The sequence below is a fragment of the Comamonas aquatilis genome, from assembly GCF_965139575.1.
Taxonomy (GTDB): Bacteria; Pseudomonadota; Gammaproteobacteria; order Burkholderiales; family Burkholderiaceae_C; genus Comamonas; species Comamonas aquatilis.
Window position 1 is genome coordinate 70,895 of the sequence record NZ_CBCSIW010000004.1, and the last position, 26,042, is coordinate 96,936.

Annotated in this window: 25 protein-coding genes; 15 read left to right on the top strand and 10 right to left on the bottom strand. The window is 61.0% G+C overall.

Going from position 1 to position 26,042, the window contains the following annotated elements; translation table 11 throughout:
- The first annotated feature begins 20 nt into the window (after positions 1–20).
- The 10 genes from ACNAZA_RS07240 to ACNAZA_RS07285 all read left to right on the top strand — a co-directional run bounded on the left by ACNAZA_RS07240 (position 21) and on the right by ACNAZA_RS07285 (position 11,137).
- Positions 21–545 (top strand): phosphoribosyltransferase, encoded by a 525-nt coding sequence (locus ACNAZA_RS07240; RefSeq protein ID WP_120969450.1) that lies wholly within the window; start codon positions 21–23, stop codon positions 543–545.
- A 340-nt stretch (positions 546–885) separates the two neighbouring features.
- On the top strand, positions 886–2,043 hold the full coding sequence (locus ACNAZA_RS07245; protein WP_462936551.1) for a YncE family protein: 1,158 nt from the start codon (positions 886–888) through the stop codon (positions 2,041–2,043).
- A 103-nt stretch (positions 2,044–2,146) separates the two neighbouring features.
- Positions 2,147–3,004, top strand: a complete 858-nt coding sequence (locus ACNAZA_RS07250; protein WP_415796090.1) for a polysaccharide deacetylase family protein — start codon at positions 2,147–2,149, stop codon at positions 3,002–3,004.
- Between the two features lie 18 nt (positions 3,005–3,022).
- Positions 3,023–4,003, top strand: coding sequence for a sterol desaturase family protein (locus ACNAZA_RS07255; RefSeq protein WP_415795829.1), 981 nt, complete (start codon positions 3,023–3,025; stop codon positions 4,001–4,003).
- A 14-nt stretch (positions 4,004–4,017) separates the two neighbouring features.
- A complete protein-coding gene (locus tag ACNAZA_RS07260) occupies positions 4,018–4,890 on the top strand; it encodes an EI24 domain-containing protein (RefSeq protein WP_415796091.1) in 873 nt (290 codons plus the stop codon).
- Between the two features lie 281 nt (positions 4,891–5,171).
- Positions 5,172–6,587: a type I glutamate--ammonia ligase gene (glnA, locus tag ACNAZA_RS07265; protein WP_415795830.1), complete on the top strand. Its 1,416-nt coding sequence runs from the start codon at positions 5,172–5,174 to the stop codon at positions 6,585–6,587.
- 182 nt (positions 6,588–6,769) lie between these two features.
- On the top strand, positions 6,770–7,273 hold the full coding sequence (locus tag ACNAZA_RS07270; protein ID WP_415795832.1) for a hypothetical protein: 504 nt from the start codon (positions 6,770–6,772) through the stop codon (positions 7,271–7,273).
- Between the two features lie 108 nt (positions 7,274–7,381).
- The gene (glnL, locus tag ACNAZA_RS07275; protein ID WP_415795833.1) at positions 7,382–8,479 is read left to right on the top strand and encodes a nitrogen regulation protein NR(II); all 1,098 of its coding nucleotides are present in this window, start codon (positions 7,382–7,384) and stop codon (positions 8,477–8,479) included.
- A gap of 55 nt (positions 8,480–8,534) precedes the next feature.
- Positions 8,535–10,076, top strand: coding sequence for a nitrogen regulation protein NR(I) (ntrC, locus tag ACNAZA_RS07280; protein ID WP_415795834.1), 1,542 nt, complete (start codon positions 8,535–8,537; stop codon positions 10,074–10,076).
- Positions 10,077–10,297: 221 nt separating this feature from the next.
- A complete protein-coding gene (locus ACNAZA_RS07285) occupies positions 10,298–11,137 on the top strand; it encodes a hypothetical protein (RefSeq protein ID WP_415795835.1) in 840 nt (279 codons plus the stop codon).
- A 69-nt stretch (positions 11,138–11,206) separates the two neighbouring features.
- Here the strand turns inward: ACNAZA_RS07285 and xth are convergent, their stop codons facing one another.
- The 4 genes from xth to ACNAZA_RS07305 all read right to left on the bottom strand — a co-directional run bounded on the left by xth (position 11,207) and on the right by ACNAZA_RS07305 (position 14,920).
- Positions 11,207–11,983, bottom strand: a complete 777-nt coding sequence (gene xth / locus ACNAZA_RS07290; protein WP_415795836.1) for an exodeoxyribonuclease III — start codon at positions 11,981–11,983, stop codon at positions 11,207–11,209.
- A gap of 105 nt (positions 11,984–12,088) precedes the next feature.
- Complete coding sequence (locus ACNAZA_RS07295; protein WP_415795837.1) at positions 12,089–13,174, bottom strand: metallophosphoesterase; 1,086 nt, start codon at positions 13,172–13,174, stop codon at positions 12,089–12,091.
- Positions 13,175–13,448: 274 nt separating this feature from the next.
- Positions 13,449–13,949, bottom strand: a complete 501-nt coding sequence (locus tag ACNAZA_RS07300; RefSeq protein WP_415795839.1) for a dihydrofolate reductase — start codon at positions 13,947–13,949, stop codon at positions 13,449–13,451.
- Between the two features lie 140 nt (positions 13,950–14,089).
- Positions 14,090–14,920 carry a thymidylate synthase gene (locus ACNAZA_RS07305; RefSeq protein WP_415795840.1) on the bottom strand — a complete coding sequence of 277 codons (831 nt, stop codon included), beginning with the start codon at positions 14,918–14,920 and terminating at the stop codon, positions 14,090–14,092.
- 252 nt (positions 14,921–15,172) lie between these two features.
- Here ACNAZA_RS07305 and ACNAZA_RS07310 point away from each other — a divergent pair, with 252 nt between their 5' ends.
- The gene (locus ACNAZA_RS07310) at positions 15,173–15,751 is read left to right on the top strand and encodes a hypothetical protein (protein ID WP_415795841.1); all 579 of its coding nucleotides are present in this window, start codon (positions 15,173–15,175) and stop codon (positions 15,749–15,751) included.
- A 76-nt stretch (positions 15,752–15,827) separates the two neighbouring features.
- On the opposite strand, the gene ACNAZA_RS07315 is transcribed toward ACNAZA_RS07310, so the two are convergent.
- The gene (locus ACNAZA_RS07315) at positions 15,828–17,258 is read right to left on the bottom strand and encodes an FAD-binding oxidoreductase (protein ID WP_415795842.1); all 1,431 of its coding nucleotides are present in this window, start codon (positions 17,256–17,258) and stop codon (positions 15,828–15,830) included.
- Between the two features lie 148 nt (positions 17,259–17,406).
- Here ACNAZA_RS07315 and ACNAZA_RS07320 point away from each other — a divergent pair, with 148 nt between their 5' ends.
- Positions 17,407–18,342 (top strand): LysR family transcriptional regulator, encoded by a 936-nt coding sequence (locus ACNAZA_RS07320; RefSeq protein ID WP_415795843.1) that lies wholly within the window; start codon positions 17,407–17,409, stop codon positions 18,340–18,342.
- Between the two features lies 1 nt (position 18,343).
- On the opposite strand, the gene ACNAZA_RS07325 is transcribed toward ACNAZA_RS07320, so the two are convergent.
- Complete coding sequence (locus tag ACNAZA_RS07325; RefSeq protein WP_415795845.1) at positions 18,344–18,787, bottom strand: DUF2069 domain-containing protein; 444 nt, start codon at positions 18,785–18,787, stop codon at positions 18,344–18,346.
- A 536-nt stretch (positions 18,788–19,323) separates the two neighbouring features.
- Between ACNAZA_RS07325 and ACNAZA_RS07330 the strand changes: the two genes are divergently transcribed.
- Entirely contained in the window at positions 19,324–20,643 is a 1,320-nt protein-coding gene (locus tag ACNAZA_RS07330) for a YihY family inner membrane protein (protein WP_415796093.1), read from the top strand.
- A gap of 60 nt (positions 20,644–20,703) precedes the next feature.
- Here ACNAZA_RS07330 and ACNAZA_RS07335 read toward each other — a convergent pair whose 3' ends face one another.
- Complete coding sequence (locus tag ACNAZA_RS07335) at positions 20,704–21,039, bottom strand: Mpo1-like protein (protein WP_415795846.1); 336 nt, start codon at positions 21,037–21,039, stop codon at positions 20,704–20,706.
- A 368-nt stretch (positions 21,040–21,407) separates the two neighbouring features.
- Between ACNAZA_RS07335 and ACNAZA_RS07340 the strand changes: the two genes are divergently transcribed.
- Complete coding sequence (locus ACNAZA_RS07340) at positions 21,408–22,211, top strand: alpha/beta fold hydrolase (protein WP_415795848.1); 804 nt, start codon at positions 21,408–21,410, stop codon at positions 22,209–22,211.
- Positions 22,212–22,232: 21 nt separating this feature from the next.
- Here ACNAZA_RS07340 and ACNAZA_RS07345 read toward each other — a convergent pair whose 3' ends face one another.
- From ACNAZA_RS07345 to ACNAZA_RS07355, 3 genes are all read right to left on the bottom strand, one after another.
- Positions 22,233–23,126 (bottom strand): PoNe immunity protein domain-containing protein, encoded by an 894-nt coding sequence (locus tag ACNAZA_RS07345; RefSeq protein ID WP_415795850.1) that lies wholly within the window; start codon positions 23,124–23,126, stop codon positions 22,233–22,235.
- Positions 23,127–23,156: 30 nt separating this feature from the next.
- Positions 23,157–23,966 (bottom strand): alpha/beta fold hydrolase, encoded by an 810-nt coding sequence (locus ACNAZA_RS07350; RefSeq protein ID WP_415795852.1) that lies wholly within the window; start codon positions 23,964–23,966, stop codon positions 23,157–23,159.
- A 66-nt stretch (positions 23,967–24,032) separates the two neighbouring features.
- A complete protein-coding gene (locus ACNAZA_RS07355; RefSeq protein WP_415795853.1) occupies positions 24,033–25,331 on the bottom strand; it encodes an O-acetylhomoserine aminocarboxypropyltransferase in 1,299 nt (432 codons plus the stop codon).
- Positions 25,332–25,548: 217 nt separating this feature from the next.
- Between ACNAZA_RS07355 and ACNAZA_RS07360 the strand changes: the two genes are divergently transcribed.
- Entirely contained in the window at positions 25,549–26,001 is a 453-nt protein-coding gene (locus ACNAZA_RS07360; protein ID WP_120969381.1) for a CBS domain-containing protein, read from the top strand.
- Positions 26,002–26,042: the final 41 nt, after the last annotated feature.

Genomic DNA, 26,042 nt, shown 5'->3' on the forward strand with positions numbered 1-26,042 from the left:
ATTTTCAAAGGAACTTAGCCATGCTGACAGAAGACGGCAAGCACCTGTATGTGAGCTACGACGAGTACCACGGTCTCATCGAAAAGCTCGCTATCAAAATCCACCAGTCCGGTTGGGAATTCGACACCATCTTGTGCCTGGCACGTGGCGGTCTGCGCCCCGGTGACATCCTGAGCCGCATTTTCGACAAGCCTTTGGCTATCATGTCGACCAGCTCCTACCGCGCCGAAGCCGGTACGGTGCAGGGGCACCTGGACATCGGCCGTTTCATCGCCACGCCCAAGGGCGAGATCGCTGGCCGCGTGCTGCTGGTCGATGATCTGGCGGATTCGGGTGCCACGCTCAAGGCCGTGATCGCCATGCTCAAGACCAACTACGCGCCTATCACCGAGCTGCGTAGCGCGGTGATCTGGACCAAGGGTGTGTCGACTTTCGAGCCCGACTACTCGGTGGACTATCTGGGTACCAACCCCTGGATTCACCAGCCTTTCGAAGGTTACGACTCTCTGCGTCCTGAAAAACTGATGGAAAAGTGGAAGGTCTGAAGCCAGGCCTTCGGATCATCAAAAAGGAGCCGCCAAGGCTCCTTTTTTATTGAGGACTCACAACAAGTGGGGGCCGAGCATCCGGTCTTCTTCATTCCAGGAGGAACTTATGCGTTATTTTCATGAAGTTGCTGCCGATTTCTGCCTGGAAGCTAGGAAAATCAAGGACTGTGTGCTCACACGATTGATAGCACGCAGCCGTTGATCCCAAGGGGCGACGGTCGTGCCGCCGATCGAGACTGTTCGGTATGACTTTTATTTTGTGTTGCGCCTTGAATCGCTGGCCTTGGCTGCTGCGGGCTGAGGCTACACTGCGTGGACTTTGAGAAGGTGGTGGTTTGTGGGACGTCTCTCTTTTGGGCGCACTGGCGCCGCTTTGGCCTTGGTTGTCATCGGCGGTGCCGCCATGTGGTGGAGCGCATCTTCCGGGCCTGGACTCAAGTCGGTGGAGGCTGCTGCACCCCAGGCTGCAAACCAGACGCCGTCGGCTGCGGCGGGTAATGCGCGGGCTTCCTTGCCTGCGACCTCTGTCCTGCAGCCATCCACTGGTGTGGTGGCCGCAGCAGCGGCCCAGTCAGTTCAAGGGCCTACACCCATCTTCGTGCTCAATTCGCTGGATGCCACCATCAGCGTGATTGACCCGGTGACGTGGAAGGAGCAATCGCGCATTCCCACCGGCAAGGAACCGCACCATCTGTATCTGACGCCTGACGAAAAATCACTGGTCGTGGCCAATGCGTTGGGCGATACGCTGACCTTGGTGGATCCGCGTACGGGTGCGGTGCAGCGCGTGATCCGCGACATCGTCGATCCCTATCACCTGCGCTTTTCGCCAGACATGAAATGGTTCATCACCGCGGCCAACCGCTTGAACCATATCGACTTCTATCGCTGGGATGCGGCCACGCAGACGCCGGTCCTGGCCAAGCGCGTGTCTACGGGCAAGACGCCCAGCCATCTGTTCATCGATGCGCAAAGCAAGACCCTGTACTCCACCATGCAAGATAGCGATGCGCTGGTGGCCATCGACATCGCGACCCAGACCATCAAGTCCCGCGTGCCCACAGGCGCCATGCCGGCAGATTTGTACGGCAGCCCCGACGGAAAGAAGCTGTTCATCGGCCTGACCGGAAGTGATGCCGTCGAAGTGTTTGACATCACTGGTGCCGAGCCGCGCAGTGTGGGCATGATCAAGACGGCTGCCGGTGCGCATGCCTTTCGCGCTGCCGGAGACAACCGTCACCTCTATGTGAGCAATCGCGTGGCCAATACCATCAGCAAGATCGATATGGTGAGCGATCAGGTTGTGGCCAATTACCCGGCTCCCGGCGGCCCTGACTGCATGGATGTGTCTGCCGACGGCCGCTACATCTTTGTGGCCTCGCGCTGGGCGCGCAAACTCTCCGTGATCGACACGGTGGAAAAGAAAGTGGTGCAGCAGGTCAATGTGGGCAAATCGCCGCATGGCGTCTGGACGCTGTCGCACGCCGCGCGCTGATCTTCTTCATCGTGAGTCTCAGGCCGTAGACGAGGCCACCAGCGTACTGATGCTGGCCTGAGTCCGGCCTCTCCTAGGAGGGTGGATGCAAAGACGAAATTTCATGGCTGCAGTCGGTGTCGGCGCATGGGCTGCTCAATGGCCGCTGCTGGCGGATGCCCAGACGGGATTGCCTGCGGCTGGTGCAGCAAAAAACATAGCTGCCAGCGCATGCAGCAAGCCGGTTTACCTGACTTTTGATACCGGTCATATGGGGATTGCACACTTGGTGGCCCAGGTGCTGCGAAAGCACAAGGTGACCGTCACCTTCTTTGCCGCCAATGAGCGCACCAAAGAGGGGGGCTCCAGCCTCAGCAATTTCTGGGCGCCCTGGTGGAAGGCCAGGGCCGACGAGGGCCACATGCTGGCATCGCATACCTATGACCACATGTACTGGGTGGCGGATATTCGCGACAAGGCAAGCGGGCAGGTCACGCACTTCAAGGTCAGGCCTTCCGCGGGCGACAGGGCCAACCAGAGCTTTGTGGTGTCTGTGGCCGAGTACTGTGAGGAAATCGGCCGAGCGGCCCGCCGTCTGGAAGCCATGACCGGGCACAAGACGCTCCCTCTGTACCGTGCGCCAGGCGGCAAAACCTCTCCCGCCCTGATTGCTGCGGCAGAGCAGGGCGGCTACAAGCAGGTGGGTTGGGCCAGTGCCGGCTTTCTGGGTGATGAACTGCCCAGCGAAAAATACCCCAATGACCGCCTGCTGGCCCAGGCGCTCCAGAATATTCGCAGCGGCGATATCTTGCTGGCCCATCTGGGCATCTGGTCGCGCCAGGACCCCTGGGCGCCAGCGGTGCTGGAGCCGCTGATCACAGGATTGCTGGAGCGGGGTTTTTGTTTTCGGACGCTGGCAGAGCATCCCGCTTATATGCCGTGGATCGCCCAGGCCCGAGGCCATGCCTCGGGCAAGAAGTAAGCAGCTGAGGAGCGCATCGTGAATTGGTTGGTCGGTTGGTTTGGTGATGCCCAGCAGTGGCTTTTTGAAAGCGTAGTCCAGCCTTTGCTGTTCTACGCCGGTATGGCCAATTTGCTGGAGGATGGCTATGCAGCGACAGGCTGGCTGCTGGTGGGCCTGGTGCAGATTGTCATCATGGTCTGCGTCATCGCGCCGCTGCAGCTTTGGCGGCCTGTGGAAGCGGTGACCGACAGAAGAGCGATTCGCGTGGACATCATCTACACCTTGATTCACCGCCTGGGTCTGTTTCGCCTGGCGCTGTTTTTCACGCTGGACCCCTTGTGGGATGCCCTCATGGGCCGGCTCCATGTCTTGGGTATGCCGGCTTTTCACCTGGACGATATCTGGCCCGGCATCACGGACAACGCCTGGGTCAGTCTGCTCATGTACCTGCTGGTCTTCGATCTGGTGGAGTACTGGATACACCGTGGCCAGCACGGCTACAGCTGGTGGTGGAAGCTGCATGCCGTCCACCATTCGCAGCGCCAGATGACGGTCTGGAGCGATGATCGCAATCACCTGCTGGATGATGTGATTCACGACACCATCATCGTCTTGGTGGCTCAGCTGATTGGAGTGGCTCCGGGCCAGTTCGTGGCGATTGTGGCGCTCACCCAGCTCAGTCAGAGCCTGCAGCACGCTAATGTACGCATGTGGTTTGGCCGGCTCGGCGAGCGGCTGTGGATCAGCCCGCGCTTTCACCGTCGTCACCATGCGGTAGGCATAGGCCACGAACCCATGGCGCCGGTGCGCAACAAAAAAGCCCATGGCAATAATTTTGGCGTGCTCCTGCCTTGGTGGGACATGTTGTTTGGCACGGCCAATTTCGAGCTGCGTTATGACCCTACCGGCATACGCGATCAGGTGCGCCCCGATGCGGCGGGCCGGTTGCGCGACTACGGCCAAGGCTTCTGGTCGCAACAATGGCGTGCAATCTTACGATTGATGGGTCGCGCTTAAGGCCGGGCTTGGGTATGCTAGCTGGCATGAACTTGCTACTGGACTCCTTCTGGCGTGCCCTGGCGTATTGCGTACACAAGCGGGTGATTGCCTGGTCACTGTTTCCTCTGCTGCTCATGACGCTGATGGTCTGGGGCCTGGGGTATTTTTTCTGGGCCGATGCTGTGCAGAAAGTACAGGCGTTGCTGGACGGCGTAGGCTGGCTGCACAGGCTGTGGGTCTGGATGCAGGAGCACGGCGTGGGCTACGCTTCGGAAGTCGTGGCCTCCATGCTGGTGGTGTTGGGCACTGGGCCCATCATCGTGGTCATCTCCTTGCTGCTGGTGGCCATGTTCATGACGCCGGCGCTGACCGAGCTGGTGGCACAAAAGCGCTTTCCAGTCCTGGAGAAAAAGCAGGGCGGCTCCACCCTGGCCAGCATAGGCTGGTCGGCAGGTTCCACCGGCATTGCATTGATTGCCCTGGTGGTCACCTTGCCGCTGTGGGTCATACCCCCGCTGATGCTGCTGGTGACGCCCATGATCTGGGGCTGGCTGACTTACCGCGTCATGGCTTTTGATGCACTGGCCGAGCATGCCAGCAAGCCTGAGCGTCGCAGCCTGTTTGTGCGCTATCGGGCCGCGCTGATCGTCATGGGTCTGATCTGTGGCTATCTGGGTGCGGCACCGGGCGTGATCTGGATCTCCGGACTGGTATTCATTGCGGCCTTCTGGGTGTTGATTCCCATCGCCATCTGGATTTACGCCATCGTGTTCGCTTTCTCATCCCTGTGGTTTGCGCATTTCTGCCTGGCCGCGCTGGAACAGATGCGCAAGGAGCCCAATCGTGGTGCTCAGGAGCCTCAGGTACCTTTTGCGCCTGGAGCGCAGGCCTCCTCGGCACCTTAGTCAAATTGCGGTGCATGCTTTTGGGCATGAGGTTGCAACACTCTTTTAAATGCACCTTATTGGTGCAGTTAAATTCACCGCTTTGGTGCATTTTTTGAGCGTCGCACTAAGGTGAGACAATTCGCACCGAGTTGGTGATGGCAGTGGAATATGCTTATTCAAGGCAAGTGCCGGACTTGCTTGCCAAATGCTGACTTTGCAGCATGACAAGAAGTTGGCACGGAAGCTGCTTTATTTCTTTTATCGTTAATTTGATCAGCCAAGTTGGCAGGAGTGATCTGATGGCAAAGACCGTTGCAGACGTGATGAAGATGGTGGAGGAGAACGAAGTCAAATTCGTCGACCTGCGCTTTACAGATACCCGCGGCAAGGAACAGCACGTGACCGTGCCTGTGTCGCACTTCGATGATGACAAGTTCACCTCGGGCCATGCTTTTGACGGTTCGTCCGTTGCTGGCTGGAAGGGTATCGAAGCTTCGGACATGCAGCTCATGCCCGACCCCAACACCGCCAATATCGATCCTTTCTTTGAAGAAACCACACTGATCTTGCAGTGTGATGTGATCGAACCCGGTGATGGCAAGGCCTATGACCGCGATCCCCGCTCCATCGCCAAGCGCGCTGAAGCCTATCTGAAGTCTTCCGGCCTGGGCGATACCGCCTACTTCGGACCGGAACCCGAATTCTTCATCTTCGACGGCGTGCGCTGGGGTACCGAACCTCACAATCCCTTCTTCGAAATCGAAGAATACGAAGCTCCTTGGAATACCGGCACCAAGTTCGAAGGCGGCAACCGCGGTCACCGTCCTCGCAACAAAGGCGGCTATTTCCCCGTGCCTCCCGTCGACAGCACGCAAGACATGCGTGCCGAGATGTCCCTGATTCTGGAATCTGTGGGCATTCCCGTCGAAGTGTTCCACCATGAAGTGGCAGGCGCTGGCCAAAACGAAATTGGCACCCGCTTCTCCACTCTGGTTGAGCGTGCCGACTGGACACAGCTGCAAAAGTACGTGATCTGGAACGTGGCCAACACCTACGGCAAGACGGCAACCTTCATGCCCAAGCCCTATGCTGGCGACAACGGTTCCGGCATGCACGTGCACCAGTCCGTGTGGAAGGATGGCAAGAACCTGTTCGCCGGTGACGGCTATGCCGGTCTGTCCGACTTCGCCCTGTACTACATTGGCGGCATCATCAAGCACGCTCGTGCGCTGAACGCTATCACCAACCCCGGCACCAACAGCTACAAGCGTCTGGTGCCCGGTTTTGAAGCGCCTGTGAAGCTGGCTTACTCGGCCAAGAACCGTTCCGCTTCCATCCGTATTCCTTACGTGAGCAACCCCAAGGGCCGCCGCGTGGAAGCACGCTTCCCCGATCCATTGATGAACCCCTACCTGGGCTTCTCGGCTCTGCTGATGGCGGGTCTGGACGGTGTGGAAAACAAGATTCATCCCGGCGAAGCTGCGACCAAGGATCTGTACCATCTGCCTCCCGAGGAAGACAAGCTGGTGCCTACCGTCTGCCACAGCCTGGATCAGGCTCTGGAAGCACTGGACGCCGACCGCGCTTTCCTGACCAAGGGCGGTGTGTTCACCGACAGCATGCTGGATGCCTACATCGAGCTGAAGATGGGTGAAGTGACCCGCTTCCGCCAGGCCGTGCACCCTGTCGAATACGATATGTACTTCTCGCTGTAATCGCAGCAGGCAGTTCAGAAAAGGCGACGCAAGTCGCCTTTTTCATTGCTGCGGCCCTGTATTCAGCAGGAACCAAACAGCGGTAAGCAAGTCAATCAATCGCATCAAGACGCAAGCTTGGAGCGATACTTGCGATATCGAAATGGCTGTGCTGTCCCAAGCGGATAGCCCGAGGGAGCTGAATGAAAAAACTGTTTGTGTCGTCGCTGCTGCTGGCTGTATGTGCTGGGAGTTGGGCGCAGGATGTGATCTACCGCTGTGGGAACGAATATACGAACAATGTTTCCCAGGCCAAAGCCAAAGGCTGCAAGCCGGTGGATGGCAGCGGCGTCACCGTGATCCACGGCACGCGTGCAGCGCAGCCTGCGGCACCAAAAGTGCAGAGCGGCAACGCATCATCTGGCAGCTCTGCCTCTGCCCGCCCGGCTGAGAACAGCGCAGCGCAAAAAGCCCGAGATTCGGATGCCCGTGCCATCTTGCAGTCCGAACTGAGCAAGGCCCAGGCCCGTTTGGCTGAACTCAAGGCGGAATACAACGATGGCAATCCCGTGCGCACGGCGCTGGAGTTGCGCAACCCTCAGGGCTACCCAGAGCGCGTGGCCAAACTCAAGGCGGATATTGCCCGCCAGGAAAGCGATATTGCCGGTATCCGGCGTGAGCTGGAGCGTCTGCCTCCGGCTAACTAGCGCTGGCCAGTTCACGCGCAAGTTATGGCTCCTACCGCAGCTTGGCAGGTCAGGCTGTGAACGATTTATGCGGGGCGGCAGATGCAGCCACCCCCGTCAGGGTTTCGCATGAGCACCACTTTTGTTCCCTCTTTGGCGCAGCAGTCCTCTGCTAGCGTCAAAAACTACCAGGCCCTGGATTTGCTGTGCACGCTGATTGCCGTGCTGGACATGAATGGCGCCATCTGCTTTGCCAATGCGGCGCTGGAAAATGCTCTTGGGCAATCGCGCCGCACCATGGAGGGCGGAGAGTTCGCGCTGAGCTTTACAGAGCCCGCCCTGCTGGACAAGGCCCTGAGCGGAGCCCGCAGCAACGACTTCGCTGCGCTGCGCTTTGAAGCCAGTCTGCAGCGCCTGGGCCAGGAGCCCTTGCCGGTGCACGCCACGGTCTCCATAGCGGAGCAAACCGGTCATGTCATGGTGGAGATGTGGCCGTTGGAGCAGCAGGCCCGCCAGGACCGCGAGGAGCGCTTGCGCGAGCAGGCCCAGGCCAACAAGGAACTGATCCGCAATCTGGCCCATGAGATCAAGAATCCGCTGGGCGGCATACGTGGTGCGGCCCAGCTGCTACAGATGGATCTGGCCTCGCCCGAGCTGCGCGAATACACCACGGTCATCGTGCACGAAGCCGATCGCCTGCAAGCCCTGGTGGACAGGCTTTTGGCCCCGCACCGCCATCCGCACGATGTGGGCGATGTCAATATCCATGAGGTGTGTGAGCGCGTGCGCTCCCTGGTGCTGGTGGAGTTTCCGCAGGGCCTCAAGATCACTCGCGACTACGACATCTCCATTCCCGAATTCCGGGGCGACAGCGCCCAGCTCATTCAGGCGGTGCTCAACATTGTCCAGAATGCGGCCCAGGCACTGAGTTTGCGCATCGCACAAGGCGATGGAGAGATTATTTTGAGAACGCGAGTGGCAAGGCAGGTGACTTTGGGGCGCCAGCGTTACAGACTGGCATTGGAATTGCATGTGATCGACAACGGATCAGGCGTGCCCGATGCCATCAAGGAGCGGATTTTCTACCCCTTGGTATCGGGCCGCGATGGCGGCTCCGGCCTGGGTTTGACACTGGCTCAAACCTTTGTTCAGCGTCACCATGGTCTGATCGAATGCGAAAGCCAGCCCGGACGCACGGATTTCAGAATACTGATTCCGCTGCCCTGAGCTCCGGGTTCAGGCATCTGCCAACACAGCAAAAAACGGGAAGGGATAAGCAGCAATGAAGCCGATCTGGATTGTGGACGATGACCCTTCCATCCGCTTTGTGCTTGAAAAAGCGCTGGGCCGCGAAGGCTGGCCCATTCGCAGCTTCACCCAGACGCGGGATGTGCTCAAGGCCTTGGCCGATACCGACAACAGCGATCCCGCGCGCCAGCCGCCCCAGGTGCTGGTCAGCGATATCCGCATGCCCGGCGGCTCTGGTCTTGAGTTGCTGGAGCAGGTGAGGGCGCAGCAGCCGGGCCTGCCCATGATCATCATGACGGCTTACTCCGATCTGGACAGCGCCGTATCTGCCTTTCAGCGTGGTGCGTTTGAGTACCTGCCCAAGCCTTTTGATGTGCCCAAGGCGGTGGAGCTGATCCGCCGCGCGGTGGAGGAAAGCCAGCGCGAGGAAGAGGCGGAAGTCCAGGCGCCGCTGCAGGCGGAGATGCTGGGTCAGGCTCCGGCCATGCAGGATGTGTTTCGCGCCATCGGGCGTTTGAGTCAAAGCCAGGTCACGGTGCTGATCACCGGTGAATCGGGCTCAGGCAAGGAGCTGGTGGCCCGTGCACTGCACAAGCACTCTCCCGTATCCGGCGGCCCGTTTGTAGCTATCAATACGGCTGCAATCCCCAAGGATTTGCTGGAGTCCGAGCTCTTCGGCCATGAGCGTGGCGCTTTTACCGGCGCGCAGACCCAGCGCCGCGGCCGCTTCGAGCAAGCCGAAGGCGGCACGCTGTTCCTCGATGAAATCGGCGACATGCCGTTCGAGCTGCAAACCCGCTTGCTGCGTGTGCTCTCCGACGGGCATTTCTATCGCGTGGGCGGCCATCAGGCCGTCAAAGCCCATGTGCGGGTGATTGCGGCCACCCACCAGGATCTGGAGCTGCGTGTCAAGGATGGCGTGTTTCGTGAAGACTTGTTCCACCGTCTGAACGTGATCCGCCTGCGCCTGCCTGCTTTGCGCGAGCGCCGCGAGGATGTTCCCATGCTCACCCAGCATTTTCTGCAGCAAAGCGCCAAGCAACTGGGGGTGGAACCCAAGCGCATGGGCACCATGGCCTTGCACCGCCTGCAGGCTTTCGACTTCCCGGGCAATGTGCGCCAGCTCGAGAATATCTGCCACTGGCTCACCGTCATGGCTCCTGCGCAGCAAATCGCCCTCAAGGATTTGCCGCCCGAGGTTCTGGGCGGCCAGCCTTTGCCAGCCATGGGGGCTGCGAGCGCGGCGTTGACTGCCTTGCCTGAAAACCCGGTTGCGCAAGCCGTTGAGTCGGCGGCAGCCTTGGCCGAAGCCAGCCCAATGAGCGCTTCGCAAAGCGGCACCGCAGACGCAGGCTGGCTGCAAGATCTGGGCAGGCACGCTCAGCAATTGCTCGCCCAGGGCCACAACGATGTCTGGAATCAGCTTTCCCAGCAGTTCGAAGCCCAGTTGCTGCGAACTGCACTGGCGGCCACACATGGCCGTAGAGTAGAGGCCGCCAGCCGACTGGGAATAGGCCGAAACACCATCACCCGAAAATTGCAGGAACTGGGACTGGATGACGAGAGTTTCGATTGATTTCGGGACCTAATCGACTTTGGCTCCGAGGTGATAGGCGCTGAACTCCGCTCTTTGTGAGTGCTGTCAAGGTCGTATGTTTCTATTTGTTAAATTTGAAACATACGGCCTGCTTTCCTACAGAAGGCCGTTTGTCGCGCCGACTTCCACTTTTGGCCGACCGCTCAATAATCAGTCATCAACCGGTCTTTGATGGGGGCTGTGATTTGCTGGCTCGTCGCATGTTTTCTTTCCTGCCATTTGATGCGCCCTCTGCCCGGTCCGGACGGGTGGCGGATGATGGCGGCTGGGAGCAAGCCCAGCTTCCTGCTGCGCAAGAGCTCTTCTGGCGCGAGCGCTATCTCTCCGAGCCTTATTTTGTGGCCGGCCGTGGCTATGACCAGTATCAGCCGGCCTATGCTTTGGGCTGGCATGCCGCTCAGCAGCTTGACCGCTCCATACTGAACACCCCCACCATGGCTTCCCTGGCCTTTTCTGCACAAGATGCTCAACTGTGTGTGCAGTGGAACCAGCGGGTGAGCGCCAGCTTTTTGACCTGGGCCCAGGCGCGCGACGCGGCCAGGGCCGCCTGGATGCAGGCCTTGTGCCCGAAAACGGTGCCCAGCAGAAAGGATTCGGATCTGCAGCCTCAGGTTCTGGCTTTGTTGCTGGCGGTTTATATGGCGGGCCGCCAAACGCATGAAGCCGTGATCAGCTATTTAGGTGCCAAGCACAACAAGGCCATGGGTCAGACCTTACGGCGCATTCAGCTGGAAATGCAGGGTCTGCTGGAAGAGCTCAAGCAGATCCTGCCAGCGCAAGCATTGCAGCAGCATGTGCACAGTGAAAAAAAGCGGCCAACCAGTCTGGAGATGCTGCAGGATGTCTGGCGTGACGCCCTCTTTTTGCAGGACGAGTCCGTCAGCGATATCCAGCGCAGCCTTCAGGCATGGTTCAACAGCTATCTTGCGATTTCTCTGGATGCTGTATCTTTGAAGCTGGCGCACCAGCTCAAGCGCCATATGCTCACCCTGCGTGGACACATTACAGCGATTCAGTGGCTGGATAGTGGTGCGGCCTGATCCACATAGATTGCCGTTGCACTTTCAGGGCCAAGTCTTGTACGGATCCGGCCCTGATTTGATTGGCGCTTAGCTCAAAGTCAGGACCACGGGCGCATGGTCGCTGGGTTGTTGATTCTTGCGTGGCGCGCGATCCACCGTACAGGCACTGACGCTGCTCTTGAGTGCCTCGCTGACCAGTATGTGGTCGATGCGCAGACCACGGTTTTTCTGAAAACCCAGCATGCGGTAATCCCACCAGGAGTAGCTTTTCTCAGGCTGCTCGAACATGCGAAACGCATCTGTGAGCCCCAGCTGCAGCAGGTTCTGGAAATGCTGGCGTTCCTCCACCGTGTGGTGAATCGTGTCCTTCAGGCCCACGGGATCGAAGGAATCTCTATCTTCCGGGGCGACGTTGAAGTCGCCCACCAGCACCAGGCGCGGGTGTTTTGCCATCTCGCTTTGCACCCAGTGGTGCAAAGCTTCCAGCCAGCGCATCTTGTAGGCAAATTTGTCCGAGCCCGGAGCCTGGCCGTTGACGAAATAGCCGTTGATCAGGCGAATCGGTCCGTCCGGTGCATCCATGGTGACCGCAATGATGCGCGCCTGTTCGTCATCGAGTCCCGGAATATTGCGCACCACCTCGTTGGCCGCACTGCGGGTGATCCAGGCCACGCCGTTATAGGTCTTCTGTCCATGGCTGACGGCCTGGTAGCCGGCTTCTTCAAACGCCATGTGAGGGAATTTGTCGTCGGTGAGCTTGAGTTCCTGCAGACCCAGGGCGTCGACCGGATTGGCCTCCAGCCAGGCCAGCACTTGCGGCAGGCGAACGGTGAGGGAGTTGACGTTCCAGGTGGCTATCTTCATGGGCTATGAATCCTTGATGTGCACGGCCCTCGACGAGGGCCGCAGACTTTTGCATGTTCAACCCGCCCCGCTGCGGTTGCGCGAGGCGGCGATGCAGCCATGGTATCAATCCTGGACGGGGTAAGTCGTCTTGCCAAAGCCTTCGGAGTCTGCCTGGACTCCATCATCAAACACCAGGGTACGCTCGGGCCAGCGCAGGGCGGCGAGCTTGAAGCGCTGCGTGGGGTCCTCGCCGCGCAGGCGGGCCAGCCAGCGCGCGCCTACCGAATAGTCCACGCAAAACACATTGCCGCGCAGGCCGTGCCAGGACAGCGGCGTGGTGTTGCCGAACAGATTCTCAAACTGGGCGCCGTGCGCCGGTGCATCGCCGGGCAGCATGCGGCGCCAGTAATGCCCCACGACGACGGCAGGCTCCTCGTCATATTCGTTCCACCAGCCCACACGCTCCACAAAGCGCCATTTTCCGCCCGCGTAAAAAGGGTTGCGGCATTCGCGTTCTACGCCGGCCGTCAGCACCTTCAGCGGGTTGACCATGGCCTTGCCCAGCTCGTTTTCACTATGAGCGGCCAGAAACGGAGGCGCATAACGATAGTCTTCCAGGCTGTGCGGCCACGATTGCTCTTCCAGCCGCATGCGCTCGGCCACGCAACTGGCCTGGGCCTGATCGGCAGCCAGCTCTTCAAAGTGATCGTAGGCGCTGCGAGCACTGCCCAAAGGCAGTTCGCGAACCATGGCGATCTGCGTGGGGCGCCAGGCTGCGTGAACAATGCGCAGGTCCTCACGCTCCAGCGCGATGGGCAGATAGGCCAGCTGATCGAGCAAGGCCGGTGCGGCCTTCTCTTCCAGGCGGGCAAAAGGGGCGTATTTGGGCTGGTCGGCCGCCACGCGGCTGTCGAAAAACCAGCCGGAGCCATCCTTGGCGTCTTCGCGCAGCAGATTGATTTCATGATTGCCCAGCACGGCATGGGCTTTGCCCGATGCCAGCATCGGAAGGATGCGGCCCAGCACGGCCGGGCTGTCGGGGCCGCGGTCGCAGAAGTCGCCCACAAAGACCAGGCGCCGACCTTGGGGGTGATTGCCTTCCCTGTCGTAGCCCAGATGCGTCAGCAACTGCTCCAGTGCCGCAATTTCGCCGTGGATATCACCAACGATATCGACGGGACCGGGGGGCAGGGGCTGGACAAGGCTCATGAAAGGGGAGGAAGTGATGCAGGCGCTGTGGCGCCGAATGCAGAAAATTCACCTGACGAGCACAAGCCAGAGGCCTGGGCCAGGAACTGTGGTTGAGGTTTTTGACCTGGACGTGCTGCCTATTATCGTGATGTTGCAACAGCACACACCAGATGTCTGCTGTCACGGGAAGGACTTTGGCCTCAGCTCAACAAAGCGTCGTCGAGCGCTCAATCAAAAACCGAACAAAAAAGGCCATGCATGCATGGCCTGTGAATGTGGGCTGTGCTGCCGCTCAATCGCGGCTGTAGCGCACAAAACTGTAGGGCAGGCCGTTGGCGGCCATATGGTCGCTGCGCTGCCTGGCTTTCCACTCTGCGCCCAGCACCGGGGCAAAGGCATCGCCTTCGTAGTCGCGGCCGATCTCGGTCACTTCCACGCTGTCGGCCAGGGGCAGGGCCTGGGCATAGATTTGTGCGCCGCCTATGACCCAGACATCGCTGGAGATTTGCTGGCCCAGATGCAGCGCTTCTTCCAGGCTGGCTGCAGGCCGCACACTTTCCGAGGCCGGATCGGCTTGCCAGCCGGCCTGGCGGGTGACGACGATATTGGTGCGTCCGGGCAGAGGGCGAAAGCGCGGCGGCAGCGAGTCCCAGGTCTTGCGACCCATGATGACGGCGCAGCCGTGGGTCAGCTGCTTGAAATGCGCCATGTCTTCGGGCAGGTGCCAGGGCATGGCGTTGTCCTTGCCGATGACGCCGTTGGCCGCGCGGGCATAGATGAGATGAATAGCCATAACTATGAATAAAGAAGCTACTAGCGCTTGAAAAGATTGGAGTTCAGCATTTTCTATATCTGAAACTCAATAGAGGCGAGCGCAAGCAGCTTTTGATTTGATAGCGGTTTTATGCGCTTTAACGCGCTTCGATCACGGGATCAGACGGCCACGGGTGCCTTGATGGCGGCATGGTGCTGGTATTCCAGCACTTCGAAATCCTCGTACGTGTAGTCGAAGATGGACTCAGGCTTGCGCTTGATGTTCAGCAGCGGATAAGGGAAGGGCTGGCGTGTCAGCTGGGTCGCGACCTGCTCGAAGTGGTTGTTGTAGATATGGCAGTCGCCACCGGTCCAGATGAAGTCGCCGACGGCCAGATCGCATTGCTGGGCCAGCATATGGGTCAGCAGCGCGTATGACGCAATATTGAAGGGCACGCCCAGGAAGATATCGGCGCTGCGCTGGTAGAGCTGGCAGGAGAGCTTGCCGTCGGCCACATAGAACTGGAAGAAGGCATGGCAGGGCATGAGGGCCATCTGATCCAGCTCGGCCACATTCCAGGCGCTGACGATGATGCGGCGGCTGTCGGGGTTGTTTTTCAGGGTTTTGACGACTTCGGCAATCTGGTCGATATGCGTGCCGTCGGCCTTGGGCCAACTGCGCCACTGCACGCCATACACCGGGCCCAGGTCGCCGGTTTGCTTGTCGGCCCACTCGTCCCAGATGGTGCAACCGCGCTCTTGCAGCCATTTGACGTTGCTGTCGCCGCGCAGAAACCAGAGTAGCTCATTGATGATGGACTTGAGGTGCACTTTTTTGGTGGTGACCAGCGGAAAGCCTTCGGACAGGTCAAAACGCATCTGGTGGCCGAATACGCTGCGCGTTCCGGTGCCGGTGCGGTCGGTTTTGGCCACGCCGTTTTCAAAGACGTGGCGCATGAAGTTTTCGTACTGCGAGCGCACAGGGCGCAAGGTGGCGGTCGTAGAGGTCATGGCGCAAATGTGTTGGGGGGCGATGAGGCGGAGGCTTGGTTGCCAGTGTTCATCGGCCGTAGCAAATCAGGGGGTGGGCCTATCCGGCCCGCTATGCGGGCAGTGTGCCACGGGATTAACTGGCGCTCGCGGCGGCTGGTCAATCCGGCGCCGAGATGGCGGCAGTCCGCGACAACTTGAAATACCTGCAGTTGTCTCTGTCATGCCTGTGCCCGCACAATGGCCTGCCTGCCACTGATGGAGATAAATACCATGCCATGGACGGTTTTCAAGGCCGCATGCGCTCTGAGCGCTGCTGTGCTGCTGGCCGCTTGCGACAAGCCTGCCAGCAAGGCTCCAGCCAATGCACCCGCTGCCTCGGCGGTGGATTCGGTGCAACCCGCTCCTGCGGAAAAACCGCAGGCCGACCCGGCCAAGCCGGGCGCCCAAGAGGTGCTGATTCCCTACAAAGGTCCGGATACGGAGCCAGGCCTGGCAAGCATGGCCATGCAGGTGGGCAAGTACCACTCGGAAGGCCTGGATTATCTGAAAGAAGGGGTGTTGGCCAAGCGCCTCAAGGCCTTGCTGGGCGAGCAATACGCCACGCTGCTGGAGAATCTGGGCACTTCGGGCCCGCTGGAGCAGCATGGCCAGTTGCTGTCGCTTACGGGCAACCGACCGCATCAGGGCGGCGACGAGAGTGCCGCCATCGTGATTGATCCTGCACGCAATGGCTTGCGCGTCTGGTTGCAGCACCAGGGGCAGCAAACCGTATTCACCGATGTGGAAGGCGATGCGATTGCCTGGCCCGAGCCGGTTCAGGTCTTTATGGACAATGCCATGGGCAAATAGGCTGGCGTTGCACAGTGGTGCTGCATAAAAAAGCCCTCCGGTCCATCGCGGGCCGGAGGGCTTGGTTTTGCAGCGATCAGCTCTTCGCCAGCACCACGCCGGGGTTCATGATGCCTTGGGGATCCAGTGCATTTTTGATGGCGTGCATCATTTGCAGCGCAACCGGTGACTGGTATTTCTCCAGCTTGTCTACCTTGAGGGCGCCCACGCCGTGCTCGGCCGAGAAGGAGCCGTCAAACGCCGCCACGGCCTCATACACCAGGTGGTTGACCAGACCTTCCTTGTCGCGCAGAAACTGCTTGCCATCCTCGCCTTCGGGCACTTGCACGTTGTAGTGCAGATTGCCATCGCCCAGGTGGCCGAAATTGACCAGACGCACGCCGGGAATCTCGCGCTGCAGCACGGCGTCGGCGTGCTCCACAAAGGCCGGAATGCGCGAGGCGGCAATCGAGATGTCGTGCTTGATATTCAGCCCTTCCTCGGCCTGGGCCAGCGGAATGCTCTCGCGGATATGCCACAGCTCATGGGCCTGGGCAATGCTCTCGGCCACCACGGCGTCCAGCACGCAACCGTCTTCGAAAGCGAGTTCCAGCAGATGTTCAAAGCGTTCGCGAGCGTGTTGCTCGGATTCACTGTCGGCGTTCTCCAGCAGCACATAGTAGGGCGGCGCATCGGCCAGGCCGGCAAACGGCACGCGCAGCTGAGGCATGTGCTTGATCACCAAGCTCAGGGCGAACTGGCCCATCACCTCAAAGCCCGTCAGGCCCGCACCCAGATGCTGGTGCGACAGGCCAAGCAAGCGCACGGCCGCTTCCATGCTGGGTACGGCGGCCCAGGCGGTCAGTTGCGCGGCGGGCTGGGGAAAGAGCTTCATGGTCGCACCGGTGATGATGCCCAGCGTGCCTTCGCTGCCTATGAAGAGATTGCGCAGGTCGTAACCGGTGTTGTCCTTGCGCAAGCCCTTCAAGCCATCCCAGATCTCTCCCTGGGGCGTGACCACTTCCAGACCCAGACACAGATCACGGGTGTTGCCATAGCGCACCACCTGCGTGCCGCCGGCATTGGTGCCCAGGTTGCCGCCAATGGTGCAACTGCCTTCGGCGGCCAGCGACAGCGGAAACAACAGACCTTCCTTGTCCGCGACATCCTGCAGGTTTTGCAAAATGCAGCCCGCATCCATGGTGAAGCTCAGATTGTCGCGGTCTATATGGCGCACCTGGTTCATGCGGGTGAGGCTGAGCACCACCTGGGTACCGCTGTCATCGGGGGTGGAGCCTACCGACAGGCCGGTATTGCCGCCCTGGGGCACGATCTGCACCTGGGCAGCCGTGCAGGCCTTGACCACGGCCGCCACCTCGGCCGTGTTGCCGGGACGCACCACCGCCAGCGCCTTGCCGTGCACGCGCTTGCGCCAGTCTTGCTCATAGGCGGTCAGGTCGCCCTCGGCGAGCACATGGGAAGCGCCAACGATCTGGCGCAGTTGATCTAGAAATTCAGTGGTGGGCATAAATAATTTCGTAGCTTGCAAGGCCCGCAAAACAAGGGCTTTCTTGCGAATAAGGGGAAGTCTAGCGCTGGCAGGGCGGGCCTTGCCTGAACAAGCGCAAGCCTAGGGCATGGCGCTTTGTTGGACAATCGAAATAAATTTCTAAGTTATGCCAGTTTTTCCGAATAATCTCAGCCTGCGCCAGTTGCGCGCCTTCGATGAAGTCGCCCGTCAGGGCGCGTTTGCGCCTGCAGCCAAGGAGTTGTGCATCACCCAGTCGGCCTTGTCGGAGTCCATCCGCCAGTTGGAGGACGCCGTGGGCATGCGCCTGTTCGACCGCACCACGCGCACCGTGGGGCTGACCAGCGCGGGCCAGTCCTTTCTGCTTGACGTGCGCCAGGCTTTCGAAGTGCTGGATCAGGGGGTCAAAAACCTCGAAGACCTGGCCGCCCTGCGCCAGGGCAAGGTGCGCATTGCGGCAGCGCCCTCCATGCTGGCCGTGATCGTGCTGCCGTTGTTGCCGCAGTTGCGCCAGCAATATCCGGGGATTGCCGTGGATTTGCTGGAGGAAAGCGCCGAAGGCATTGCCTTGCGCGTGCGCGACGGTGCTGTGGACTTTGGCGTGGGCGCAGCCCATCTGGCGGGGGCGGAGTTGCTGACTCAGCCGCTGGTCAGCGACCAGATGGGCCTGATTGCCCGCGCCGATGAGCCCTTGCTCAAAGCGCCCAGGCTGGAGGTCGCGCAGCTGGCGCATCTGCCTTTTGTGGGGCTGACCACGGACACGGCCATCAGCCAGTTGCTGGCCCGCGCGCCCGGCATGCCGGCCAATGTGCTCAATACCTCGCTGCGCGTTTCGGATCCGCCGCTGCTGTTCGAGGCCGTACGGCTGGGTCTGGGCGTGTCCCTGATTCCGGCGCTGACGGCCAGGCATCCGGCATCGCGCGATCTACGTTTCAGGGCGCTGGATGCGCCGCATCTCTTGCGCAGCAGCCTGATGATCCAGCGGCCCAGGCGCGCCCTGTCTCCGGCAGCCCAGCTTTTGTTTGAGGCCGTGCAACAGCGTGTGCGGGCGCTATCGCGCTACGAGGGCATTTTTCTCGACTGAATCAGGCCGCCACCGACGCTGCAGCCGCAGCCCTGGCGGCCTTCACGGCTTTTTGTCGCCAGCGCACATGAGCGGCGCAGGCCATGAACAGCAGCACGCACAGCGCAATCTCGCCCATGGCCAGCCAGCGGCTGGGGGCCGCATCGCCCCAGGCACGCACCACGCCTTCGGTGAAGTACAGCCACACCAGCAGGCTCACCCAGCGGTAGGTGTACATGCGTCGCTTGAGCAGACCCACCAAGGCAAAGGCCAGCGGCAAGGCTTTGAGAAACAGCAGCGTGCCACCGGGGCGCAGCGGCGCCAGCCACAGCTCCCAGGCCACGCTCAGCACGATCAGGCCCAGCAGGCTGCCAGCTGCCAGCCAGCGGGTGGCGGCCACATCGGCGCCCGGTTGCATGGCCGGCAGGGCCAGTTCGGTGGTGGTGGATGGGGTTGCGTCAGTCATTGGGATGGCATCATATCGACCATGGCAGCCCCTTTTGAATCAGATCTGGTATGTATCGGCTTGGCCGATGACTTTGTGGTGCGTGAGTTGTTGATGCAGCGCAATGTGTGGATGGGAGCCAAGCAATGAAAAACGACCGTGCAGGCTTTTGGGCCGCTTTGGAGCGCGGCAAATCGCCCAACCCCGTACCCGCACCAAATCCTCAGTATCGGCCAGGGCAGGGAGAGACTCATGGTCAGCCGAGGCCCGAACCTCAAGTGGCGCCCCAAATTCAGCCCCAAGTTCAGGCTCAGGTACGCGCCCCTTTGCATGGCCAGGGTCATGGCTCGACACCGGGCTCGGAGCATGACGGCTCACAAGGCAAGGAGCCCTGGCTGGACAATCCGCCGCCTCAGCCTGTGACGGGCGATACCGCGCCTGAGTCAGTTTCTCAATTTGCTATGCCTTTTGCAGCGGCACCTGCAGATACAGTATTGGCTGCAGGCCCAAAAGATGCAGATTTACGCAAACCATCAAGCGGCCCGGGTCTTGCCGCCATGGCGCGCGATGTGTTGAAGAGCAAGCTGCAGCCCCTGCCCAGCCGCGAGGAGCTCAAGAGCGGTTTTCAGCGCAAGCGCCGCCGGGTTCAACAGCGTCTGCGCACTTTTCCCTGGGGCAATACCTGGCAGGTGCTGGCGGCGCGCTTCAAGGAAGATCGGTTGGGAGTGACGGCCAGCAGCCTGACCTTTACCTCGCTGCTGGCGCTGGTGCCGTTTTTCACCGTGGCGCTGGCGCTGTTCACGGCCTTCCCGATTTTTGGCAAGGCGCAGCTGGTGCTGGAGCGCTGGCTGATGGACAGCCTGATTCCCGAGACCATTGCCCGCCAGGTGCTGGGCTATCTCACGCAGTTTGCCTCCAAGGCCAGCCAGCTGGGGCTGGTGGGCTTTTCGATTCTGATCGTCACCGCGGTGGCGCTGATCCTCACGATTGACCGCACGCTCAACAATATCTGGCGCGTGCGGCAGCTGCGGCCGCTGGGTCAGCGGGTGCTGATCTACTGGGCCGCCATCACGCTGGGCCCCCTGGTGCTGGGCCTGAGTCTGGTGCTCTCGTCCTATGTGATGTCGGCTTCCAAGGGGCTGGTCAACACCTTGCCCGAGAGCGTGCGCTTTATCTTTGATTCCATCGAGTTTGTGGTGCTGGCCTCGGGCATGGCCGGGCTCTACCACTATGTGCCTAACACGCCGGTGCGCTGGCGCGATGCCTGGGTGGGCGGCCTGTTTGTGGCCGTGTTCATGGAGGTGGCGAAAAAAGCGCTGGGCATTTATCTCTCGTCCGTGCCCACGTATTCGGTAATCTACGGTACGTTTGCCACACTGCCCATCTTGCTGATCTGGATGTATGTGGCCTGGTGCATTGTGTTGCTGGGGGCCTTGGTGACGGCCTATCTACCCACCGTGCTCTCGGGTGTGGAGCGGCTCACCGGCCACCGAGGCTGGGAGTTCGAGCTGGCGGTGGAGGTGCTGCAATGCCTGGCCAAGGAGCGCGAACTGCCGCACAAAGGCCTGTATCTGCGCCAGCTTTCCAAGCGTTTGCGCATCGAAGCCTCGCAAATCCTGCCCGTGCTGCAGGCGCTGGCCAAGCTGGACTGGGTGGGGGCCGTGCAGCCGGCCCATGCCCTGGCATCGCTGGAGAGCACCGAGCCGCGCTATGTGCTGCTGATCGATCCGCAGGCCACGCGTGTGGAGCCGCTGGTGGAGGCGCTGCTGTTGCAGCCTTCGCAGGCGGTTGAGCCGCTATGGCAACGCGCCCAGCTGTCGGAGCTGACGGTGGCGCAGCTGATTGCCGCGCCACTGGCAAATATGCATAGAGTTTGATGAAAAATGAACGCAACTCTATGAATGACAAGCGCTGACAGCTAGCAAATTCAAAGCAAGTCAGCGCAGCGAAATACGGCCCAGCAAGATATCGCGCCACATCATCCAGTCGCCCAGAAAGCTGTAGATGGGGCGTTTGAAGCTGGCGGGCCGGTTTTTCTCGAAGCCGAAATGCCCCACCCAGGCAAAGGCATAGCCGCAAACCAGGCCGGCCAGCAGATACCACCAGCTACCGGTGACCACCAGCGCCAGCAAGAACAGCAAGGACAGGCTGGTGCCTATGAAGTGCAGGCGGCGGCAGATGGGATTGCGGTGCTCGCCCAGATAGAAGGGGTAGAACTCGGCAAAGCTCTTGAACTGGCGCGGATCAAGATGAGGGCTGGAGGTCTGGGACATGGCAAACCTTTCTGCTGGGTGAAGGGGCTGCGCCTGCCGCCTCTGCAAAATCCGTGAGCGGCAACTGATGCAGAGGTTTGGCCGCAGCAACTACCGTTATAGACCCGGCATCTGTGCGCCGCTAGCGGGAAAGCATGCAGCCGGGGAGCCTGCGGCCGGTCTCCTTAAGGACTGACCGCAGCCGCGAGTCCATCGCAAAATACGACGTTTGAGTTGCAAATGCCGCCAAGAAACTGGCAAAAGCGGCGCTCTGAGGATTCGGCGCTGTCGGCCATGGCAGCCCGCCTTTAGGCTTGTTTTTTTCTGCACCACCGGGTCGGCGCGTCAGCCATGCTGGCCGGGCCGGCTTTCTCTCAAGGCTTTGTCCCATGTCTGATCTTGCCGCGCCTGCTCTTGTCATCACCACCCGTATCGCCACGCCGGACGGGCAGTTGTTTGTAAAGCGCTGGCCGGGTGTTGACGGGCCGGTCAAGGCCCCGCTGGTGCTGATGCATGACTCGCTTGGCAGCGTGGCGCTGTGGCGCGAGTTTCCCGAGCAGCTGGCTGCCGCCACCGGCCGCGATGTGATTGCCTATGACAGGCTGGGCTTTGGTCAGTCCGATCCGCATCCGCGCAAGCTGACGCCCGAGTTTGTCGCGCAGGAGGTGACCGCAGGCTTTGCGCCTGTGCATCAGGCCTTGGGGCTGAGGAATTTTGTGATGCTGGGCCACAGCGTGGGCGGCGGCATGGCGGCCATGGTGGCAGCGGCCTATCCCGTGCAGTGCAAGGCCTTGATCACGGAATCTGCCCAGACTTTTGTGGAAGACCGCACGCTGGAAGGCATACGTGCCGCACGCGACAATTTTTCCAAGCCCGGGCAACTGGACCGCCTCTCGCGCTATCACGGCGACAAGGCGGCCTGGGTGCTCTCGGCCTGGGTCGATACCTGGCTGACCGAGGCCTTTTCCCACTACCGGCTGGATGCCACGCTCAGGCGTGTGCACTGCCCGGTGCTGGCCATTCATGGCGAGCTGGACGAGTTCGGCTCTCTGGTGCACCCGGAGAATATCTGCGAATGGTCGCAAGGCCCGGCGCAAGCCGAGATCGTGGCCGGTGGTGGCCATGTGCCGCACCGTGAGCTGCCCGAGCGCATCGTGGGCCGGATTGCCGCTTTCCTGCAGCCGATTGTCTGAAAGTGCCTGAAATCGTCTGATTCAGCCGGCTTCGTCGGCCAGGCCTGCCTGCCCGCGCTGCCGCGCAAAGTCCACCAGATCGGCCGGGTAGTGGGGCGAAGTGCGTAAGTCGCCATCGTCCCAGCCATAGAGTACGGAAAGTGCGGCCACCTCCAGCGCCCAGTAAAACGTGCCCTGCCACGGCCCGCCTTTTTTCTGCTGCTTGGGCGAGAGGCGGTGAAATTGCGCGTACTGGGTTTGAAGATAGGGCTGCAGCAGCTCGGGTTCGGCCTCGCCGAGCTGCTCGAAAAATGGCAGCAGCGCGCCATAAGGCCGGGGGTGGAACAGGGTCTCGTTGACTTCTTCCAGCTCCATGGCCGCGGCGCTCAGGTAGTCCAGCAGGCGGTCGGTATCAAACACCAGCACCTGCTCGACGATGGCGGGGATTTCTTCGGGCGCATCCAGCAACACGGCCAACGCCATGAGGATGACGGCGTATTTGTACTGCGCACTGCGGGTGTTGATGGGCGCGGGCACGCCATAGTCTGCACCCGTGGCCTGACCCATGCTGGCGCGGGCATGGCCGGCCACGGCAGCCGCATCCCTCCACAGCGCCACGGTTTCCAGATAGATGGGGCGCAGCACATAGCCGCTCAGGCCCAGATCCATGCCGTAGATCAGCAGATGGCAGGCTTCTTGCCCGGCAGCCTGCCAATCCCAATAGTTCTCCAGTGCGGCATGGGCTGGCAGCTGCAGCGGAGCCTGGTAGCCGGAGCTACCCGCAAAGCGCTGCAGCGTGGTCAAAGCGGCTTTCCAGTCGGCTTTTTTGTCCGCCAGATTGAGCGGGCGGCGCGGGCTGAGGCCGGTCAGAGGGATCTGCTGCCAGCTGGCGCAGGCGGCGGCCAACTGGCTATAAGGCATGAAAGCGGTGGTCATGCCCCGAGCTTAGTGGCAGATACGACGGTTTTAGGCCGCCAGAAAATCCCGGATCGCAAACAGCGTGGCGTCGGGCGACTCCGTCATCTGGTTGTGGCCGTTGGCAATCAGCTGGACCTTGACCGGCTTGCCCGCCGCCTTGGCGGCTTCGATCAGGCCTTTGGCAGCCTTGGGCGGTGTCATCTGGTCCTGCTCGCCGAGCACGAACAGCGCAGGGGCGCTGATCTGGGCCATGGCCGCCTCGCCGCCGGCATAGCGGTCGCAGGCGCTAAAGCCCGTGTGCAGCAGATTGGTCTCTGCATTACTGGCCAGTACCCGGCGGCCCAGGGCCATGCCCGCGCCAAATACCCAGCTGCCGGCGCCATTGGGTGGTGCCAGCGTGGCACGCGAGAAGGTGTTGACCATGGCAATGGCTTTTTCGGGCGTGTTCAGCGCCGAATCCAGCAGCGCGGGCGAGACCTTCATGGGAAAGGCCGTGCCCGCCAGCACCAGATGGCTGATGCGCTCCTTCAGTTGGGCCGCCGCTTCCATGGCAATCAGGCTGCCCCAGCTATGGCCGATCAGCGCGGCCTTGTCCAGACCGGCTGCGTTCATTAGTTGGCCGATAAAGGCGGCGGCTTCCTCCACGGTCTGGGAGGCCGCACCGCCGCTCTTGCAATGGCCGGGCAGGTCCAGGGCCAGCACATTCCAGCCGTGGTTGGCCATGTAGCGGCTTTGCAGTGCCCAGACGCTGTGGTCGCAAAGCACGCCGTGGATAAAGATGGCGGTGGGCTTGGCGGCATCGAAGGCCTTGCCGCCGGTATAGGCGTAGATTTTCGCGTTGTTGACTTCAAAAAACATAGCTATTCCCGCAATGGTGATAAGCGCTAGAGGCTGTTTTTACGTAAATATCGAGGCCGGGCAGCATCAGGCCGCTTTCTCTGCAGCCTTCAAGGCGCGCTTCAAGTCGTCGATCAGATCGTCGGCATCTTCCAGGCCGATGGACAAACGGATCGTGCCCTGGCTGATGCCGGCTTGGCTCAGGGCTTCGTCCGTCATGCGGAAATGCGTGGTGCTGGCCGGGTGAATCACCAGCGAGCGGCAATCGCCCACATTGGCCAGATGGCTGAAGACCTTGAGCGTTTCGATGAACTTCTTGCCCTGGTTGCGGTTGCCGGCAATGTCAAAGCTGAATACCGAGCCCGCGCCGCGCGGCAGCAGCTTTTGGGCCAGCGCATGCGAGGAGTGCGTCTCCAGCATGGGGTGGCCCACGCGGCTGACCAGCGGATGGCTGGCCAGGAACTGCACCACTTTTTCGGTGTTCTTCATATGGCGCTCCATGCGCAGCGGCAGGGTCTCTATGCCTTGCAGGATTAGCCAGGCACTGTGCGGGCTCATGCAGGCGCCAAAGTCGCGCAGGCCTTCACGGCGCGCACGCAGCAAAAAGGCGCCGGTGGTGCTCTCTTCGCTGAACACCATGTTGTGAAAGCCGTCGTAGGGCTGGGTCAGCTCGGGGAAACGGCCCGACTTTTCCCAGTCAAAGCTGCCGCCGTCGACCACGATGCCGCCTATCACCGTGCCGTGGCCGGACAGGAACTTGGTGGCCGAGTGGTAGACGATGTCCGCGCCGTGCTCGAAAGGCTTGATCAGCCAGGGCGAGGTCAGGGTGGAGTCCACCAGCAGCGGCACGCCGGCTTCGTGGGCGATAGCACTGACGGTGGGAATGTCCAAAACATCCAGGCCGGGGTTGCCCACGGTTTCGCCAAAGAAGAGCTTGGTGTTGGGGCGCACGGCGGCCTTCCAGCCGTCGATGTCGCCGGGTTTGACAAACGTGGTCTCTATGCCGAAGCGCGCCAGCGTGTAGTGCAGCAGGTTCTGGCTGCCGCCATACAGGGCGGTGCTGGCCACGATATGGCTGCCCGCGCCCATCAGCGTGGCAATCGACAGGTGCAGTGCGGCCTGGCCGCTGGCCACGGCAATGGCGCCCACGCCGCCTTCCAGGGCCGATACGCGCTGCTCCAGCACGGCATTGGTGGGGTTGGAGATGCGGCTGTAGACATGGCCTGGGCGTTCCAGATTGAACAGGCTGGCCGCGTGGTCGCTGGACTCGAAGACGAAGGAGGTCGTCAGATGGATGGGCACGGCGCGCGCGCCGGTGGCCGGGTCGGGCTGTGCGCCTGCGTGCAGGCTCAGGGTGTCAAAGCCGGGGTCTGAGTAGCCGGGCATGTCTTGTCTCCATTTTGGTGTTTTGGCGAGAGAGGTTCAGACATCGTGAATCGATGCACCAGAATGGGGAATTTACGGGGTGCAGTCGCTTCAGTTGCCTGATGCTGCAGGCATTGTGGGCTATATTTGTGTACGCACTAAAGTGCCTTGCGAACTGTCCGGCCGCCGTGGTGACACGTGGGGGACAAGGTGCTCAATTCAGATTCGGAGAACGGCAATGAAAGTAAGTGACATCCTGCGCGTCAAAGGCAATACCTTGTACACGGTGTCGCCCGATGAGAGCCTGGCCGAGGCGGTGCAGGTGATGTCGGACAAGGACATCGGCTCCCTGGTCGTGATGGACCATGGCGATGTGGTGGGCATGCTGACCTTCCGCGAAGTGATTCAGGGCTTTGTCAAAGGCGGCGGCATCGGCAGCATGACGGTGCGCTCCGCCATGGATGATGCTCCCATGACCTGCACCATGGAAACCGATATGGACGAGGTGCGCCGCATGATGCTGGACCGCCACGCCCGCTATATGCCGGTGATGGACAAGCGCATGCTCATGGGCGTGATCAGCCTCTATGACGTGGCCAAGGCCGTGGTGGACAGTCAGAATTTCGAGAACCGCATGCTCAAGGCCTATATCCGCGACTGGCCCGAAGGCGAACGCCAGGGCGCCGAGTAAGCGCAGCTGTAGAACACACCTACCCAGCGTCTACTACGCCA